A 15,142-nucleotide genomic window follows, 5' to 3' on the forward strand; every position below is an offset into this window, starting at 1 on the left:
AGAAGGAACACCGATGAACACCACCGTCAAGACCCTCGCCCTGGCCGGCTCCCTGGCCCTGATCCTCTCCGCCTGCGGCGAGAGCGGCGACGACAACGCCTCCGGCGGCGGTGAGCTGGCCGGCAGCGGCAGCGGGGACTCCTGCGTCATCGAGGCGCCCGTGCCGGTCGGCGCGGCCCTGTCCCTGACCGGCGCCGCCGCGTCCTACGGCGAGTCCCAGCGCAAGGGCCTGGAGCTGGCCGCCGAGCAGCTCGCCGAGCAGGAGGGCGTCACCTACGAGCTGACCGTCGAGGACGACGCGACCGACCCGCGCCAGGGCATCACCGTCTTCGAGCAGTTCGCCGAGGACCAGAGCGTCATCATCGGCCCCACCCTGTCCAACGGCGCCTTCCAGGCCCAGCCGATCGCCCAGGAGGCCGGGGTGCCGGTCGTGGCGATCTCCAACACCGCCTCCGGGATCACCGAGCAGGGCGACTACATCTTCCGGGTCTCCCTCACCGAGGCCCAGGTCATCCCGCAGACCGTGGAGATCTCCAAGGAGGAGTTCGGCCTGGAGAAGGTCGTCGTCATGTACTCCAACGACGACGCCTTCACCGAGTCCGGCTATGACGTCTTCGCCTCCGCCCTGGAGGAGCAGGGTGTCGAGGTCCTCGACACCCTCACCTTCTCCAAGGCCGACACCGACTTCCGGGCCCTGCTCACCGAGGCCCGGGCCGCCGAGCCGGACGCCATCGTGGTCTCCGGTCTGATCGAGGCGGCGATCCCGCTGGTCACCCAGGCGCGCGAGCTGGGCATCGAGGTCCCGATCATCGGCGGCAACGGCTTCAACAACCCCCAGCTGATGTCGGAGACGGGCGACGCGGCCGAGGGCGTCGTCGTCGGCGCCGCCTGGAACTCCGCCTCCGAGGGCGAGCTCAACACCGCCTTCCTGGCCGACTTCGAGGAGAAGTTCGGCCACCAGCCCGACCAGTTCGCCGCGCAGGCGTACGCCGGGATGACGGTCATCGACCACGCCGTGCGCGCCGGCTGCTCCGGCGAGCGCGAGGCCATCAAGGAGAACCTCGGCGCCGTCTCGGACGTGGAGACCGTCCTGGGCACCCTGTCGATCAACGCCGACCGCGACGCCGAGCACCCCGCCGTGGTGCAGGTCGTCGAGGGCGGCTCCTTCACCCCCCTCAACTGAGCCGATGCAGCAGCTGCTCAACGGGCTCTTCCTGGGGTCCATCTACGCGCTCTTCGCGATCGGGTTCACGCTCGTCTTCGGCATCCTGGACCGGCTCAACCTGGCGCACCCGGCGGTGTTCGCCGCCGCCGCCTTCGTCGGGATCGAGCTGGTCGCCGTCGGAGGGCTGTCGATCTGGGTGGCGCTGCCGCTGGTCGCCGTCTTCGGCGCGTTCCTGGGGCTGGTGATCGAACGGGTGGCCTTCCGGCCGCTCAGGGGCAGACCGGACGCCCACTTCGCGGGGCTCATCGGCTCGATCGGGCTCGGTGGCATGTTCATCGCGCTGCTGCTGTGGCGCTACGGCCCCGACACCCGCCGCTTCCCGGTCGAGGCCTTCCCCAGCACCGCCTTCGACCTCGGGCCGGCGCGGGTGACCCTGCTGCAGGTGGCCATCCTGGTCATCTCCGTCCTGCTCATGGCCGGGCTGACCTGGCTCGTCGCCCGCAGCCGCCTCGGCCGGGCCATGCGGGCGGTCGCCGAGAACCCGCGGGCGGCCACGGTCCTCGGGCTCAACGTGGACCGCGTGACGGCGACCACCTTCGCCCTGTCGTCCGCGCTGGGCGCCGTCGCCGGGGCGCTCTTCGCGCTCAACGTCAACTCCGCCCAGCTCGGCATGGGCACCGCGATCGAGCTCAAGGGCCTCGCCGTCATCATCGTCGGGGGTATGGGGTCGCTGCCGGGCGCGCTCGTCGGCGGCCTCATCCTCGGGCTGGCCGAGGTCTTCGCGGTCCAGTACGTCGGGTCCAGCTGGCGCGACCTGGTCGCCTTCGGCCTCCTCTTCCTCCTGCTCGTCGTCCGGCCCCAGGGGCTGTTCGGCAGCAGGCGCGTGCGGGAGGTGTGATGAGCGAGTCCGTCCTCGTCTTCATCGCGCTCAACGCGATCCTGGCCTACTCCTTCTACGCGGTCCTCGTGGCCGGGCAGCTGAGCCTGGGCCAGGCCGGCTTCGCCGCGCTCGGCGGGTTCACCGCCGCGGCGCTGGCCCCCGCCCCCTCCGAGGTGGGCGACCTGCCCGCCCTGCTCGTCGCGGTCGTCATCGGGATGGTGGTCGGCGCGCTGGCCGCGGTGGTCCTCGGGCTGCCGACCATGCACCTGCGCGGCGTCTTCCTGGCCATCGCCACGCTGGGCTTCGCCGAGGCGGTGCGCATCCTGCTCATCAACGCCGAGTGGACCGGCGGCGCCAACGGCATGTCGGTGACCAAGGTCGTCACGCCGGTGATCGCCTGGGTGTGCCTGGCGCTGGTGGCCTACTGGTTCTGGCGTCAGGGCCCCAGCAGCTACGGGCGCGCCCTGGCGGCGATCCGCGAGGACGAGCTGGCCGCCCGGGCCATGGGCATCGACGTCGGTCGCCACCGGCTCTCGGCCTTCGTCACCGCCGGGGCGGTCGCCGGGCTCTACGGCGTGCTCTGGGCCTACTACGTGCGGCTCCTGGCGCCGGAGGACTTCGACTTCGCCCGGGCCATCGACGGCCTCGTCATGGCCGTGGTGGGCGGCTCCACCGTGTGGCTGGGACCGCTGCTGGGCGGGGCCTTCATGACCTCGGTCCCGGAGGTCCTGCGCTCCATCGGGGTCGAGGCCGGCTGGATCCGGCCGTTCATCTCCAGCGCCCTGCTGCTCGTGGTGATCATCTTCCTGCCCGGCGGCCTCGGCTCCCTGCTGCCGCGGGTGGGCGCGAGGGCACCTGCCGACCTCGCAGAGGGTGGTGAGGGCCTGGCACCGCGGTCCGGCCGGGCCCTGCCCTCGCCGGGCGAGACGGTGGTGCGGGTCAGCGGCGGCAACAAGGACTACGGCGGCGTGCACGCGGTGCGCGACGTCGACCTGACGATCGCCTCCGGCGAGGTCGTCGGGCTGATCGGGCCCAACGGCGCGGGCAAGACCACCCTGGTCAACATGATCAGCGGGCTCGTCCCGCCCTCCTCCGGCACCTTCGAGGTGCTCGGCACGACGCCGGGGAGGACCGCGGTCCACAAGGTGGCCCAGGCCGGCGTGAGCCGCACCTTCCAGCACTCCAAGCTCTTCCCGCGCCTCTCGGCGCTGGAGAACGTGCTCGTCGGGGCGCACGTGGTGAGCCGGCCGACCTTCCTGCGCCGGCTGCTGTGGCTGCCCGGCGCGCGGCGTGACGAGTCGCAGGTGGTCGTCCACGCGGCCCGCTGCCTGGAGCGGGCCGGGCTCGGTGACCGTTCCCGGGAGGACGCCGGGTCGCTGTCCTACGGTGACCAGCGGCGTCTGGAGATCGCCCGTGCCCTGGCCGCCGAGCCCTCGCTGCTCATCCTCGACGAGCCCGCCGCGGGCATGAACCACGTCGAGGCCGACGCGCTCTCCCGGCTCATCGGCTCGCTGGCGGCCGAGGGCCTGACCATCCTGCTCATCGAGCACAACGTCGGCATGGTGATGCGGACCTGCGACCGCATCGTCGTCCTGAACTTCGGCGAGGTGATCGCGGCCGGCACCCCGGAGGAGATCGTGAACGACCCGGCGGTCGTGGAGGCCTACCTGGGTGGCGACGACGCGACACCGCCGGGGACCGAGACGGAGGAGGTGCGATGAGCGAGCCGATCCTGACGGTCGAGGACCTGACGGTCTCCTACGGCCGCGTCCACGCCGTGCGCGGGGTCAGCTTCACCGTCCCGCGCGGTGGGCTGGTCACGCTGGTCGGCGCCAACGGTGCGGGCAAGAGCTCGATCATCAACGCGGTCAGCGGGGTCGTGCGGCCCTCCGGCGGACGGATCTCCTTCGAGGGCGCGGACGTCACCCGGACGGCGGCGCACTCCCTCGTGCGCCGCGGGCTGGTCCAGGTCCCCGAGGGGCGCCAGATCCTGGCCTCGATGACGATCGAGGAGAACCTCCAGCTGGGGGCCTGGCACACCTCCGGGGCCCGCACGCAGGAGGTCTACGACCGGTTCCCGGTGCTGGCGGAGCGGCGCCGGCTCCTCGCCGGCAGCCTGTCCGGGGGCGAGCAGCAGATGCTCGCGATCGGCCGGGCCCTGGTGGCCGAGCCGGCGCTCATGCTGCTCGACGAGCCCTCGATGGGCCTGGCGCCGAAGGTCGTCGACGAGGTCTTCCGCGTCATCGAGGACATCCGCAGCAGCGGCACCAGCGTGCTGCTCGTGGAGCAGAACGCCCGCCGGGCGCTGCGCGCCGCGGACCACGGCTACGTCCTGGCCAGCGGCGAGGTGGCCCAGTCCGGCCCCGGCCGCGAGCTGCTGGCCGACGAGGGCATCGTCGCCGCCTACCTGGGACTGGAGCGCGACTGACGAGGCCTGTGGGTCTCCACGGACCGCCCGGCACGCATGTGACCGGGCGGTCCGCTATCTCTCGGGAGACTTGACCAAACCTTGACGTGATCTATATCACCCCTTGACCTTTGCGGCGCTACCTTGCCCGAGGAGGGCCACCCGGCTCCCCGTCGCTCAAGACAAGGAAGTCACATGCCAAGGATCATGCGTAGCAGGCGTGCGCTGGGCATCGCCGCCGCCGGTGCTGTGATCGGTTCGACCCTCGTCGCCGCGCCGTCAGGGGCCGCGCCGGCGCAGAAGGGGTGCGACACCCGCACGAACAACACCTACGACAAGCTGCTGGAGTGCGTCCGCCTCGAGGGCGTGATGGACCACCTGGAGGCGTTCCAGGCCATCGCCGACGCTAACGGCGGCAACCGGGCCGACCAGACGCCGGGCTATGAGGCCAGCGTCGACTACGTGGTCGAGACGCTTGAGGCGGCCGGCTGGTCGGCCGAGGTGGAGGAGTTCACCTACCCGGGGACGGACGTCACGCTGCAGCAGCTCACCCCGGTCTCCGCGGACTACGCCTCCGAGGACTTCGCCGGGACAGGGGCGGGTGACGTGACGGGCACCGTGGTGCCGGTCGACATCAACCTCACGGGCGACCGCGTCAACACCAGCGGGTGCGAGGCGGCCGACTTCGCCGGGCTGGACCTCTCGGGCCCTCACGACATCGTGCTCATGCAGCGCGGCACCTGTGGCTTCACCGACAAGGCCAACAATGCTGCGGCGGCCGGGGCCGAGGCGGTCGTGATCTTCAACCAGGGCAACACCCCGGAACGCGAAGGTCCGCTCACCAACGTGACGGCGGAACCGTTCCCGTACCCTGACGTGCCCGTGGTGTCGGCGTCGTTCGCCGCGGGAGCGGCCTTGGCCGAGCCGGGCTCGACGGCACGGGTCGCCGTCGCCTTCGTGGAGCGCACGTCCTTCAACGTCATCGGCGAGCTGGCCGGAAAGACCGACGGCAACGTCGTCATGGCCGGCGCCCACCTCGACTCCGTCCCGGCCGGGCCGGGTTACAACGACAACGGAAGCGGCTCGGCCGCCCTGCTCGAGGTCGCCGAGCAGATGGCCAAGTCCCGTCCGCACAACACCGTGCGCTTCGCGTGGTGGGGCGCCGAGGAGCTCGGGCTCATCGGCTCGACCGAGTGGGTCGCCCAGCGCACGCAGGAGCAGCTGGACGAGATCGCGCTCTACCTCAACTTCGACATGATCGGCTCACCGAACTACTACTTCGGGGTCTATGACGCCGACGAGTCGAGCTTCGCGGCGCCGGTCGTCGTGCCCGAGGGCTCGGAGCACATCGAGGAGACCCTCGAGTCGTTCTACACCCTGCGGGGCGAGCCCTACGACGACTCCGCGTTCAGCGGTCGCAGCGACTACCAGGCGTTCATCAACAACGGCATCGCCTCCGGTGGCCTCTTCACCGGCGCCGAGGTCGTCAAGACCGAGGAGCAGGAGGCCATCTGGGGCGGCACCGCCGGCGAGCAGTTCGACCCCTGCTACCACCTGGCCTGCGACTCCTCGGGCAACATCTCCGAGCACGCCCTGGAGGTCAACTCCGACGCGGTCGCCTTCGCGGTCTTCACCTACGCCGCGTCCACGGAGGCCGTCAACGGGGTGCGCGGGGCGAAGATCCCGGGCAACCTCCGGATCCCCGAGCCCGCCGGCCCGGAGCACACCTTCGCCGGCCCGCTGGGCGGCGACGACCACGGCCACGACCACGAGCACCACGAGAGCCGCTGACCTGGCCTGAGGCTCGACGGCGGGGCGGGTGGACCGGCACGGTCCGCCCGCCCTGTCCGTGCGTCACCCGGCGGTGTGAGCGCTGGTCACTCCTCCGCAACCGTCTCGGTGCCGCGCAGCGAGACCACGATGCCGGTCATCACGAGCGCGCAGCCGAGCAGCATCCGACCGCTCATCACCTCGCCCAGCAGCAGCCACCCGCCGAGGGCGCCGAAGACCGCCTCCAGGCTGAGCAGCAGCGCCGCGTGCGAGGCCTTCGCGTGCCGCTGGGCCACCACCTGGAGGGTGTAGGCCACGCCGACGGCGAACAGGCCGCCGTAGAGGACCGCCCACAGGGCGGGACCGAAGCCGGCGAACGGGCGGTCCTCGACGACCAGCGCGACCCCGGCCGACAGCAGCGCGCACGCCGCGAACTGCGCGGCCGAGAGGCGCAGGGCGTCCACCGTCCGCACGAAGTGGTCGATGACGAGGATGTGCACGGCCCAGAAGACCGCCCCCGCCATGACGAGCAGGTCCCCGGGGGCGATCGTCAGCTCGTCGGTCATGCTCAGCAGGTACAGGCCGAGCACCGCCAGTCCGAGGCCGACCCAGACGGCGGTCGTGGCACGGTGCCCGACCAGCAGCCCGAGCACCGGCACGAGCACGATGTAGAGCCCGGTGATGAAACCCGCCTTGCCCGCGGTCGTCGTCTCCAGCCCCAGCTGCTGCAGCCCGGCGGCGGAGAAGAGCACGGCGCCGGCGACCAGCCCGGGCAGCAGCGGGGAGCGACCCTCGTCCGGGGCCGGCGGGGTCTCGTCGTAGACCTCGCCCGCCGGCGGCTCGGGCACGACCAGCGGGACGCGCTCCCGTCGCCGCGAGAACCACCAGATCAGCGGCAGCAGGGACACCGCACCGATGGCGAACCGGGCGGCGTTGAAGCTCATCGCGCCCATGTGGTCGGCGCCCAGGCGCTGGGCCACGAAGCCCAGGCCCCAGATCGCGGCGGTGAGGACGAGCAGCAGGTTGGCGCGGGTGCGCAGCGCCGTCCCGGCCCCGGCCTCCCGGGCGGGCCGGACCACCGGGTCGTGCGTCACGCTCCGGCCCCGTCGGCTGGCGCGGCCCTCGCGTCGCGCTCGGCCAGGTCCTGCTGCACGTAGGGCGGCGGCTCCACGGCATACCCGCGCAGCAGCCACGCCGCGGCGGCGGGGAACCGCTCGGCCCAGGCCGTCTCGAAGTGGTAGCCGGCGGAGTCGAAGACGTAGCGCAGCGGCACCCCGGCCTCGCGCAGGCGACCGGCCAGCCGCTCGGCACACGCGACGTAGTGCTTCCGGACGTCCTCGTCCAGGTGGTGCTCGCGCCCGCCGACGTCGAGGTAGACCCGGCCGGCAGGTGGCCCCTGTGCCAGGGCACGCTCCACGTCCTCCAGGCCCCGCTCGCCGACCTGCGTGTCCGGCCACCACCAGGCGGGGGAGAAGACGCCGGCGCCGCCGAAGACGTCCGGCCGGGCGCTCCACAGGTAGGCGCTGACCACCCCGCCCAGCGAGCTGCCGGCGGTGAGCGTGTGCTCGGGCTCGGGCCTGGTCCGCAGCACGGCGTCCACGGCCGGCTTGAGGTGCTCGGCGAGGAAGGTGGCGTAGCGGTCCGCGCGGCCGCCGCCGACGCCGGGCAGGTGGTGGGGGGTGTACTCCTCGCCGCGTTCGGTGGGGTGGCAGGGCACCGCCACCACGATCGCGGGTATGCCGTCACGCGCGAGCGCGGTCATGGCGCGGTCGACCTGCCAGGTCGCGCCGCCGAACGCGCGTCCGGGCAGGAACATGTTGTGGCCGTCGTGCAGGTAGAGGACGGGGTAGCGGGCCTCACCGTCGTCGTAGCCGGGTGGCAACCACGCGTAGACCTCCGCGCGCCGGCCCAGGCCGGGCAGCTCGACGTCGCGCCACGAGCGCAGGTCACCGTGCAGCGTGTCGTGACGGAGGGGGGTCAGGTCGTCCGTCGAGAGCCTCATGCGGCCGAGCCTACGGTCGTCGTGGGGGCGTCCCGGCGGGCAGGGGTAGGGTCGAGGACGTGAGCCGACACGCGTGGGTGGACGCCTCGGCCGGTGTCGCCGGGGACATGCTGCTGGGTGCCCTGCTGGACGCGGGCGCCGGCCTGGACGCGGTGCGCCGCGCCGTCGCCGAGGTGCTGCCCGAGGAGGTCGAGGTCGGTGTCGAGCGGGTCACCCGTGCGGGTCTGGGGGCCCTGCACGCGACGGTCCGGCACACGGCTCCCTCCCCGGTGCGGGCGTGGTCGGACCTGCGCGACCTGCTCGGTGCTGCCCGGTTGGACGAGCGCGTCCGCACCGACGCGCTGCGCACCTTCGGGCTGCTCGCGCAGGCGGAGTCGCGCGCCCACGGCATACCCGTCGACGAGGTCCACTTCCACGAGGTCGGGGCCTGGGACTCCGTCGCCGACGTGGTCGGGGTGTGCGCGGCGTTGGCCGACCTGGAGGTCGACCGCCTCACGTGCGGGCCGGTCGGGCTGGGGTCGGGGACGGTGCGCACCGACCACGGCACGATGCCGGTGCCCGTGCCCGCCGTCCTCGGTGTGCTGACGGGCAGCGGGCTCGTGACGACCGCCGACGACACCTTGGTCGGGGAGTGCGCGACGCCCACGGGCGTCGCGCTGCTCGCCGCCCTCGCGGGCGGGCACGCCCGCGGGCCCGAGGGCCTGGTGGTCGCCGGCGGGACCGGGGCCGGGACCCGCGACACCGAGGGCCGGGCCAACGTGACCCGCGTCGTCCTGCACGAGCCGTCGTCGGCGCCGCACGAGCAGACCCTGGTGGAGGTCGGCGCGACGGTCGACGACCTCGACCCGCGGGTCTGGCCCGCGGTCGTCGAGGAGCTTCTGCTCGGGGGTGCGCTGGACGTCTGGACGACGCCGGTGCTGATGAAGAAGGGCAGGCACGGCACCGTCGTGACGGCGCTGGTCGAGCCCGGTGACCGGGCCACGGTGGTGGGGCTGCTGCTGCGCCACACCACCACGCTGGGGGTCCGGTGGCACGAGGTGCGCCGGACGGCGCTGGACCGGGTATGGCGTGAGGTCACCGTCTCCGGCGAGCAGGTGAGGGTCAAGATCGGCAGCCGCGACGGCAGGGTGCTGACCGTCACGCCCGAGCTGGAGGACTGCCGCGAGGTGTCGCTGCGTCAGGGCGTGCCGCTGCGGGTGGTGCTGCGCGCCGCAGAGTCCGCGGCTCAGGCGTCGGGCTGGGAGGTGGGTGCGGCGATCTGAGCGGCCAGGTGGCCGGCGCCGTAGCCGTTGTCGATGTTGACGACCGCCACCCCGGGCGCGCAGGAGTTGAGCATGGTCAGCAGCGCCGCGATGCCGCCGAGGCTGGCGCCGTAGCCGACCGAGGTGGGCACCGCGACGACGGGGGAGGGGACCAGCCCGGCGACCACGGAGGGCAGTGCCCCGTCCATCCCGGCCGCGACCACCACCGCACGGGCCGTGCGCAGCAGCTCCAGGTGGCCGAGCACGCGGTGCAGGCCGGCGACCCCGACGTCGACGACGAGCTCGGTGCGGCGTCCCAGGTAGCGGGCGGTCACCTCGGCCTCGCGGGCGACGGGCAGGTCGGAGGTGCCGGCGGACAGGACGACGACCAGCCCGCCGCTGGGGGCCGGGGGGTGGGGCGGCCAGACCACGAGGTCGGCCTCGAGCAGGTGGCGGGCGTCGGGCAGCTCGGCCAGGGCGGCCGCCGCGCGCTCCTCGTCGGCGCGGGTGAACAGCACGGCGCCGGTCGCCCGCTCGCGGCACTCCGCGGCGATGCGCCGGACCTGGTCCGGGGTCTTGGCGTCGCACAGGACCGCCTCGGGGTAGCCACGGCGCAGGGTCCGGGCGTGGTCCAGGTCGAAGTCGGCCAGGGGCGGGGCGAGCGGGTCGGTGCGGTCGCCGGTCACGACCCGGCCCTCGTCAGCCCGAGGGCGTCCAGGGTGAACAGACCCGACTGCAGCCCGGCCAGGTCGACGGTGACGTGGCGGAACCCCAGGCGGCGCAGCTCGGCGACCAGGTGGGTACGGGCGGCCAGCACGGTGGCCAGGTCGTCGGGCAGCACCTCGATGCGCGCGACGTCACCGTGGTGGCGGACGCGCACCTCCGCCACGCCCAGGGCCAGGACCGCGTCCTCGGCGCCCTCGACCTGGGCCAGCTTCTCGGCGGTGACCTCGGCGTGGTGCGGGATGCGGGAGGCCAGGCAGGGCGAGGCCGGGGTCTCTGCGGTCGGCACCCCGAGCCAGCGGCCCACCTGCCGCACCGCGGCCTTGTCGAGGCCCGCGTCCGCGAGCGGCCGCAGGACCCGGTGGGCGGTGGCCGCTCCCGCGCCCGGGCGGTCGGGCCGCAGCGCGTCGTCGGCGTTCTCGCCGTAGGCCACGGCGTCCAGGCCCTGGGCGGCCACGAGCTCGTCGGTGATGACGCTGAACAGCTCGTCCTTGCAGAAGAAGCAGCGGTCCGGGCCGTTGCGGCGGTAGTCCTCGCGCTCGATCTCGTGGGTGCGCACCTCCAGCAGGCGTGCGCCCAGGTGCTCCGCGACACCGGCCGCGCGGGCGCGGTCGCGGGCGGCCAGGCTCGGCGAGACCCCGGTGATCGCCAGCACCCGGTCCGGTCCGAGCTCGCGCAGCGCCAGGGCGAGCAGCACCGAGGAGTCGACCCCTCCGGAGAAGGCCACCCCGAGGCGGCCGACCCCCGCCAGCGCGCTCCGGAACCGCTCGAGGGACCCAGCCAGGTGCGCCGGTGCCGCTGAGGGTTCCGTCGGTCCGGGCCGTCCCGACGACTCAGACACGGAGCTCGGACCGGTCTCCCGACCAGTCGGTGTGGAAGGCGCCCTCGTCATCGACCCGACGATACGTGTGCGCCCCGAAGTAGTCACGCTGTCCCTGGACCAGCGCGGCGGGGAGACGTTCGGCCCGCAGCGTGTCGTAGTAGGCCAGCGCCGCGGAGAACCCCGGGGTGGGCACACCGGCCCGCGCGGCCGCGCCGACGACCCGGCGCCATCCGTCCTGGGCCTCGGTGAGGCCGGCGCGGATGCCGGGGGCCTCCAGCAGCGTGGTCAGGTCCTGCGCCGCATACTCCCCGCGGATGCGCTCCAGGAGTCGGGCGCGGATGATGCAGCCGGCCCGCCAGATCCGGGCGACCTCGGAGATGTCGATACCCCAGCCGTAGACGTCGGAGGCGACGCGGATGAGGTGCAGGCCCTGGGCGTAGGCGACGACCTTGGCCGCCCACAGGGTCTGCCGCACGTCCTCCACGAGGTCCGCGCCGCCCGCGTCGAGCGTGTCGCGTGCGGGTCCGGTGAGGGCCGCCCTCGCGGCGGTGCGCAGCTCGGGGTGGCTGGAGGCGGACCGGGCGAAGACCGACTCCGCGATCGCGTTGACCGGCACGCCGAGCTCGAGCGCAGCCTGGACCGTCCAGCTGCCCGTGCCCTTCTGCCCGGCCGCGTCGACGATCGAGTCCACGAGGGCACCGCCGGTGCGGGCGTCCCGCTGGGCGAGGACCTCCGCGGTGACCTCCACGAGGTAGGAGTCGAGGTCGCCCTCGTTCCAGCCGCGGAAGATGTCCGCCGCCGCGCCGGGGTCGACCCCGCCCGCCCGCAGCAGGTCGTAGGCCTCCCCGATGAACTGCATGTCGGCGTACTCGATGCCGTTGTGCACCATCTTCACGAAGTGGCCGGCGCCGTCGGGGCCCATGTGGGCGCAGCACGGCTCCCCGTCGACCGTGGCCGCGATGCTCTCCAGGACCGGTCCGAGCGCGGCGTAGGACTCCGGGGAGCCACCCGGCATGATCGAGGGGCCCTCCAGCGCGCCCACCTCACCGCCGGAGATGCCGGCGCCGACGAAGTGCAGGCCCTCCGCCCGCAGCCGCTGCTCGCGCCGGCGGGTGTCGGCGTAGTGCGCGTTGCCGCCGTCGACGACGATGTCGCCCTCCTCCAGCAGGGGCACGAGCGAGTCGATCACCGCGTCGGTGCCGGGCCCGGCCTGGACCATGACGATGATGCGCCGGGGCCGGGCCAGCGAGGCGACGAACGTGCCCAGGTCGGCGGCCGGCAGGAAGGTGCCCTCGGAGCCGTGCTCGGCCACCACGGCGTCGGTACGCGCCGGCGTGCGGTTGTAGAGCGCGACCACGTGGCCGTGCCGGGCGAGGTTGCGGGCCAGGTTGCGGCCCATGACCGCCATGCCCACCACGCCCACGGCTGCCTGCCCCGCGGTGGGCACCGACGACGGGACCGCAGCCGGGGCCTGCGTGGGGTCGACGGACTCGGCGGGACGCTCGGTCGCGGCCTCGGCGGGGGCGGCCGGCGGCTGCTGCGACGAGGAGGAGGTGGGGCGTGAGGTCATCGGGGGATCCTTCCGTGGCGTCCACCCATCGTCCCGAGCGGCGGGGTCGGCCGGAAGACTGTTGCCAGGTGTTGTCGCGGGATAGGGTGAGCCGGTGGCAGGCGAGGACGCCGGCAGGTCCGGCAGGGTGACGATCTACGACGTCGCCCGCGAGGTCGGGGTCAGCCCGTCGACGGTCTCGCGGGCCTTCTCGCGTCCCGGCCGGGTGAGCAGCGAGACCGCCCGGCGCGTCCACGAGGTCGCCGAGCGGCTGGGCTACCGGGCCGACCAGCCGCACCGGCTCCCCGGACCGGCGCGCTCGCGGGTCATCGCCCTCGCGGTGAGCGACATCACCAACCCGTTCTACTTCGGCATCATCCGGGGCGCCGAGAAGGCGGCGCACGACAACGACTTCACGCTCATGGTCGCCGACGCGCGCGAGTCCGCCGAGGAGGAGCGGCGGATGCTCGCCCGGCACCTGCCCCTGGTGGACGGGCTGATCGTCACCTCGTCCCGGCTGTCCGACACCGAGCTGCGGGGGCTGGCCCGCCGCCTGCCGGTCGTGGTGCTCAACCGGCGCGTCTCCGGGCTGCCGTGCGTGCATCCCGACAACGCCCGGGGCGTGCGCCGGGCGGTGGAGCACCTGGCCACCCTGGGGCACACCCGCATCGGCTACGTCGCCGGGCCGGAGGCGTCCTGGGCCGACGGGGCCCGGTGGCGGGCGGTGCGCGAGGCCTGCGACGAGCTGGTGCTGAGCGACGTGCGGGTGGGGCCGGTGGTCCCCACCCTCGCGGGCGGCCGGTCCGCCGCGGCCGCGGTGGTGGAGCGGGGCCTGACGGCGGTGCTCACCTACAACGACCTGGTGGCGGTGGGTCTGCTGCGCGGGCTGGTCGGGATGGGGGTGGACGTGCCGGGGCAGGTCAGCGTCGTCGGCTTCGACAACACCCTCCCCGCCGACCTCGTCAGCCCGGGGCTGACCACCGTGGCCCAGCCGGTGACCCTGCTGGGGGAGACGGCCGGGCGGCACGTCATCGCCCTGGTCAACGGGCAGGCCGAGAGCCGCGAGCTCACCTCGGTGCTGCCCGTGCACCTCACGGTGCGTCAGTCGACGGGTCCGGCCCCCGTCGCGGCGCCGCGGGGGCGCAGCCGGTAGAGCACCTCCCCGGCGTTGGGGACGACGGTGGTCCCCGGCTCGGCGGCCAGGGCCTCGAGGTCCACGGCGGCCGGGTCGAGGTAGCCCAGGTTGATGCGCTCGCACACCTCCCGGGGGATGCCCGTGGCCAGGGTCACCCGGATGCGCAGCCGCTCCTCGCCCGTCCGCGGGTCGTAGGTGCCCTGCCCGCGCAGGTGGGTGGAGTGCGCCAGGACGCCCCAGTGGATGTGCTCGAACCGTTCCCACTGCTGCACGAAGTAGTCGCGGCAGTGGTAGCCGATGTCGTAGATCTCGTGGTGCACCTCCGAGACCTCGGTGACGTGGGGGGCGTAGATGACCACCTCGCCGCCGTCGGCGATGGCGGGCTCGGTCTTGTAGCCGCCCTTGGCCGCGGTCCAGATGTCCTCGTAGCGGGTGGGCATCACGGCGATGACCCGCTGCATCGGCTCGTCCAGCCAGTGCACGTGCGTCTCGGCGGCGATCCGCGCGGTCTGCTGCCACGCCTCCTCGGGCGTGCCGAAGGCGGCCGCCTCCAGGTCCCCGCTGCCCGAGCGCACGACGCAGCACAGCGCCAGCCGGCGGGTGGGGATCATCTCCGAGCCCTCGTTGATCATGGCCCGCACGGGGGTGATGCCGGTGGTGCCGATGATCTCCGTGGAGGTGATCAGGGCACCGACCCAGTGGGTCATGTCGATGAACTCCTGGCTGGCCACCCCGGGGATGAAGTACTTGTTGCCGCCGGAGATGCCGACCACCTCGTGCGGGAAGACCGGGCCCACGACGATGGCGGTGTCGGCCTCCACGACCCGGCGGTTGATGACGATCGGCGCGTCCCGCTCGAGCCTGCCCTCGGACAGCTCGGAGATGCGGCTGGCCGGGATGGTGCCGACGTGGACGAGCATGTCGGGGTCGGCCCACTCGTGGTTGACCACCGTCAGCCCCGGGTAAGCCGTCTCCAGCGACTCGGGCTCCCCCTCGCCACCGACGCCGAGCAGCCGGTCGATCTCGTGCGGCTCCATGTAGGAGTGGGTGCCCAGCGCGATGACCGCGGTCAGGGAGGCCACCACCGGTGACAGGTGCCGGTGCAGGGTCCTGACCAGGAGCGGCAACGGGCACGAGCGGGTACCGTCGGGGATGACCAGCACCACGTCCTGGCCCTCCAGGCCGGCGTCGGTCACCGACGCGGCCACGAGGGCGTCCAGCTCCTCGGCGGACACGTTCTCGTGCGGCCCGCCCACGAGGCGGCAGGGGAGCGGAGGGGAGGCGGCGAGGCTCGTCATGGCACCGGAGCCTACGAGCCCCCCGACGGTCCTGCCAGCGGCCGAGACCGCGGCAACAGATGGCAACACCCGGCCCCCGTGCACGCTCTACCCCTCCAATGGATCTATCCCGACGTGCCCGCCGTCGCGCACCAGCGCCGGGCCCCCGA

The 15,142-nt window shown here is 73.6% G+C and carries 13 protein-coding genes; 7 read left to right on the forward strand and 6 right to left on the reverse strand.

Annotated features, from left to right (window positions below; all coding sequences use genetic code 11):
* Positions 1-13: 13 nt before the first annotated feature.
* The 5 genes from K330_RS0104495 (at position 14) to K330_RS0104515 (ending at position 6,243) form a co-directional block, all read left to right on the forward strand.
* Entirely contained in the window at positions 14-1,183 is a 1,170-nt protein-coding gene (locus K330_RS0104495) for an ABC transporter substrate-binding protein (RefSeq protein ID WP_022920659.1), read from the forward strand.
* A 4-nt stretch (positions 1,184-1,187) separates the two neighbouring features.
* A complete protein-coding gene (locus K330_RS0104500) occupies positions 1,188-2,063 on the forward strand; it encodes a branched-chain amino acid ABC transporter permease (protein ID WP_022920660.1) in 876 nt (291 codons plus the stop codon).
* Entirely contained in the window at positions 2,063-3,766 is a 1,704-nt protein-coding gene (locus K330_RS0104505; protein WP_229665753.1) for a branched-chain amino acid ABC transporter ATP-binding protein/permease, read from the forward strand. The genes K330_RS0104500 and K330_RS0104505 overlap by 1 nt, the downstream gene beginning before the upstream one ends.
* The gene (locus tag K330_RS0104510; RefSeq protein ID WP_022920662.1) at positions 3,763-4,473 is read left to right on the forward strand and encodes an ABC transporter ATP-binding protein; all 711 of its coding nucleotides are present in this window, start codon (positions 3,763-3,765) and stop codon (positions 4,471-4,473) included. Before K330_RS0104505 ends, K330_RS0104510 begins: the two co-directional genes overlap by 4 nt.
* Positions 4,474-4,659: 186 nt before the next feature.
* Positions 4,660-6,243 (forward strand): M20/M25/M40 family metallo-hydrolase, encoded by a 1,584-nt coding sequence (locus tag K330_RS0104515; RefSeq protein WP_022920663.1) that lies wholly within the window; start codon positions 4,660-4,662, stop codon positions 6,241-6,243.
* 86 nt (positions 6,244-6,329) lie between these two features.
* On the opposite strand, the gene K330_RS23855 is transcribed toward K330_RS0104515, so the two are convergent.
* Together K330_RS23855 and K330_RS19170 are read right to left on the reverse strand one after the other, a co-directional pair.
* Positions 6,330-7,316 (reverse strand): DMT family transporter, encoded by a 987-nt coding sequence (locus K330_RS23855; protein ID WP_022920664.1) that lies wholly within the window; start codon positions 7,314-7,316, stop codon positions 6,330-6,332.
* Complete coding sequence (locus tag K330_RS19170; RefSeq protein ID WP_051145450.1) at positions 7,313-8,224, reverse strand: alpha/beta hydrolase; 912 nt, start codon at positions 8,222-8,224, stop codon at positions 7,313-7,315. Before K330_RS19170 ends, K330_RS23855 begins: the two co-directional genes overlap by 4 nt.
* A 59-nt stretch (positions 8,225-8,283) precedes the next feature.
* Between K330_RS19170 and larC the strand changes: the two genes are divergently transcribed.
* Positions 8,284-9,486: a nickel pincer cofactor biosynthesis protein LarC gene (larC, locus tag K330_RS0104530; RefSeq protein ID WP_029202310.1), complete on the forward strand. Its 1,203-nt coding sequence runs from the start codon at positions 8,284-8,286 to the stop codon at positions 9,484-9,486.
* On the opposite strand, the gene larB is transcribed toward larC, so the two are convergent.
* From larB to gndA, 3 genes are read right to left on the reverse strand one after another with little or no spacing between them, the layout of a single operon-like run.
* Positions 9,450-10,151, reverse strand: a complete 702-nt coding sequence (gene larB, locus K330_RS0104535) for a nickel pincer cofactor biosynthesis protein LarB (protein ID WP_022920667.1) — start codon at positions 10,149-10,151, stop codon at positions 9,450-9,452. The two genes, larC and larB, sit on opposite strands and share 37 nt — an antisense overlap.
* Positions 10,148-11,029: an ATP-dependent sacrificial sulfur transferase LarE gene (gene larE / locus K330_RS19175; RefSeq protein WP_022920668.1), complete on the reverse strand. Its 882-nt coding sequence runs from the start codon at positions 11,027-11,029 to the stop codon at positions 10,148-10,150. Before larE ends, larB begins: the two co-directional genes overlap by 4 nt.
* A complete protein-coding gene (gene gndA / locus K330_RS0104545) occupies positions 11,022-12,581 on the reverse strand; it encodes an NADP-dependent phosphogluconate dehydrogenase (RefSeq protein WP_022920669.1) in 1,560 nt (519 codons plus the stop codon). The genes larE and gndA overlap by 8 nt, the downstream gene beginning before the upstream one ends.
* 94 nt (positions 12,582-12,675) lie before the next feature.
* Here gndA and K330_RS19180 point away from each other — a divergent pair, with 94 nt between their 5' ends.
* A complete protein-coding gene (locus tag K330_RS19180; RefSeq protein ID WP_022920670.1) occupies positions 12,676-13,713 on the forward strand; it encodes a LacI family DNA-binding transcriptional regulator in 1,038 nt (345 codons plus the stop codon).
* Here the strand turns inward: K330_RS19180 and K330_RS0104555 are convergent.
* Positions 13,662-14,993, reverse strand: a complete 1,332-nt coding sequence (locus K330_RS0104555; RefSeq protein WP_022920671.1) for a lactate racemase domain-containing protein — start codon at positions 14,991-14,993, stop codon at positions 13,662-13,664. The two genes, K330_RS19180 and K330_RS0104555, sit on opposite strands and share 52 nt — an antisense overlap.
* Between the last annotated feature and the right edge of the window lie 149 nt (positions 14,994-15,142).

Source organism: Ornithinimicrobium pekingense DSM 21552 (assembly GCF_000421185.1).
GTDB lineage: Bacteria > Actinomycetota > Actinomycetes > Actinomycetales > Dermatophilaceae > Ornithinicoccus > Ornithinicoccus pekingensis.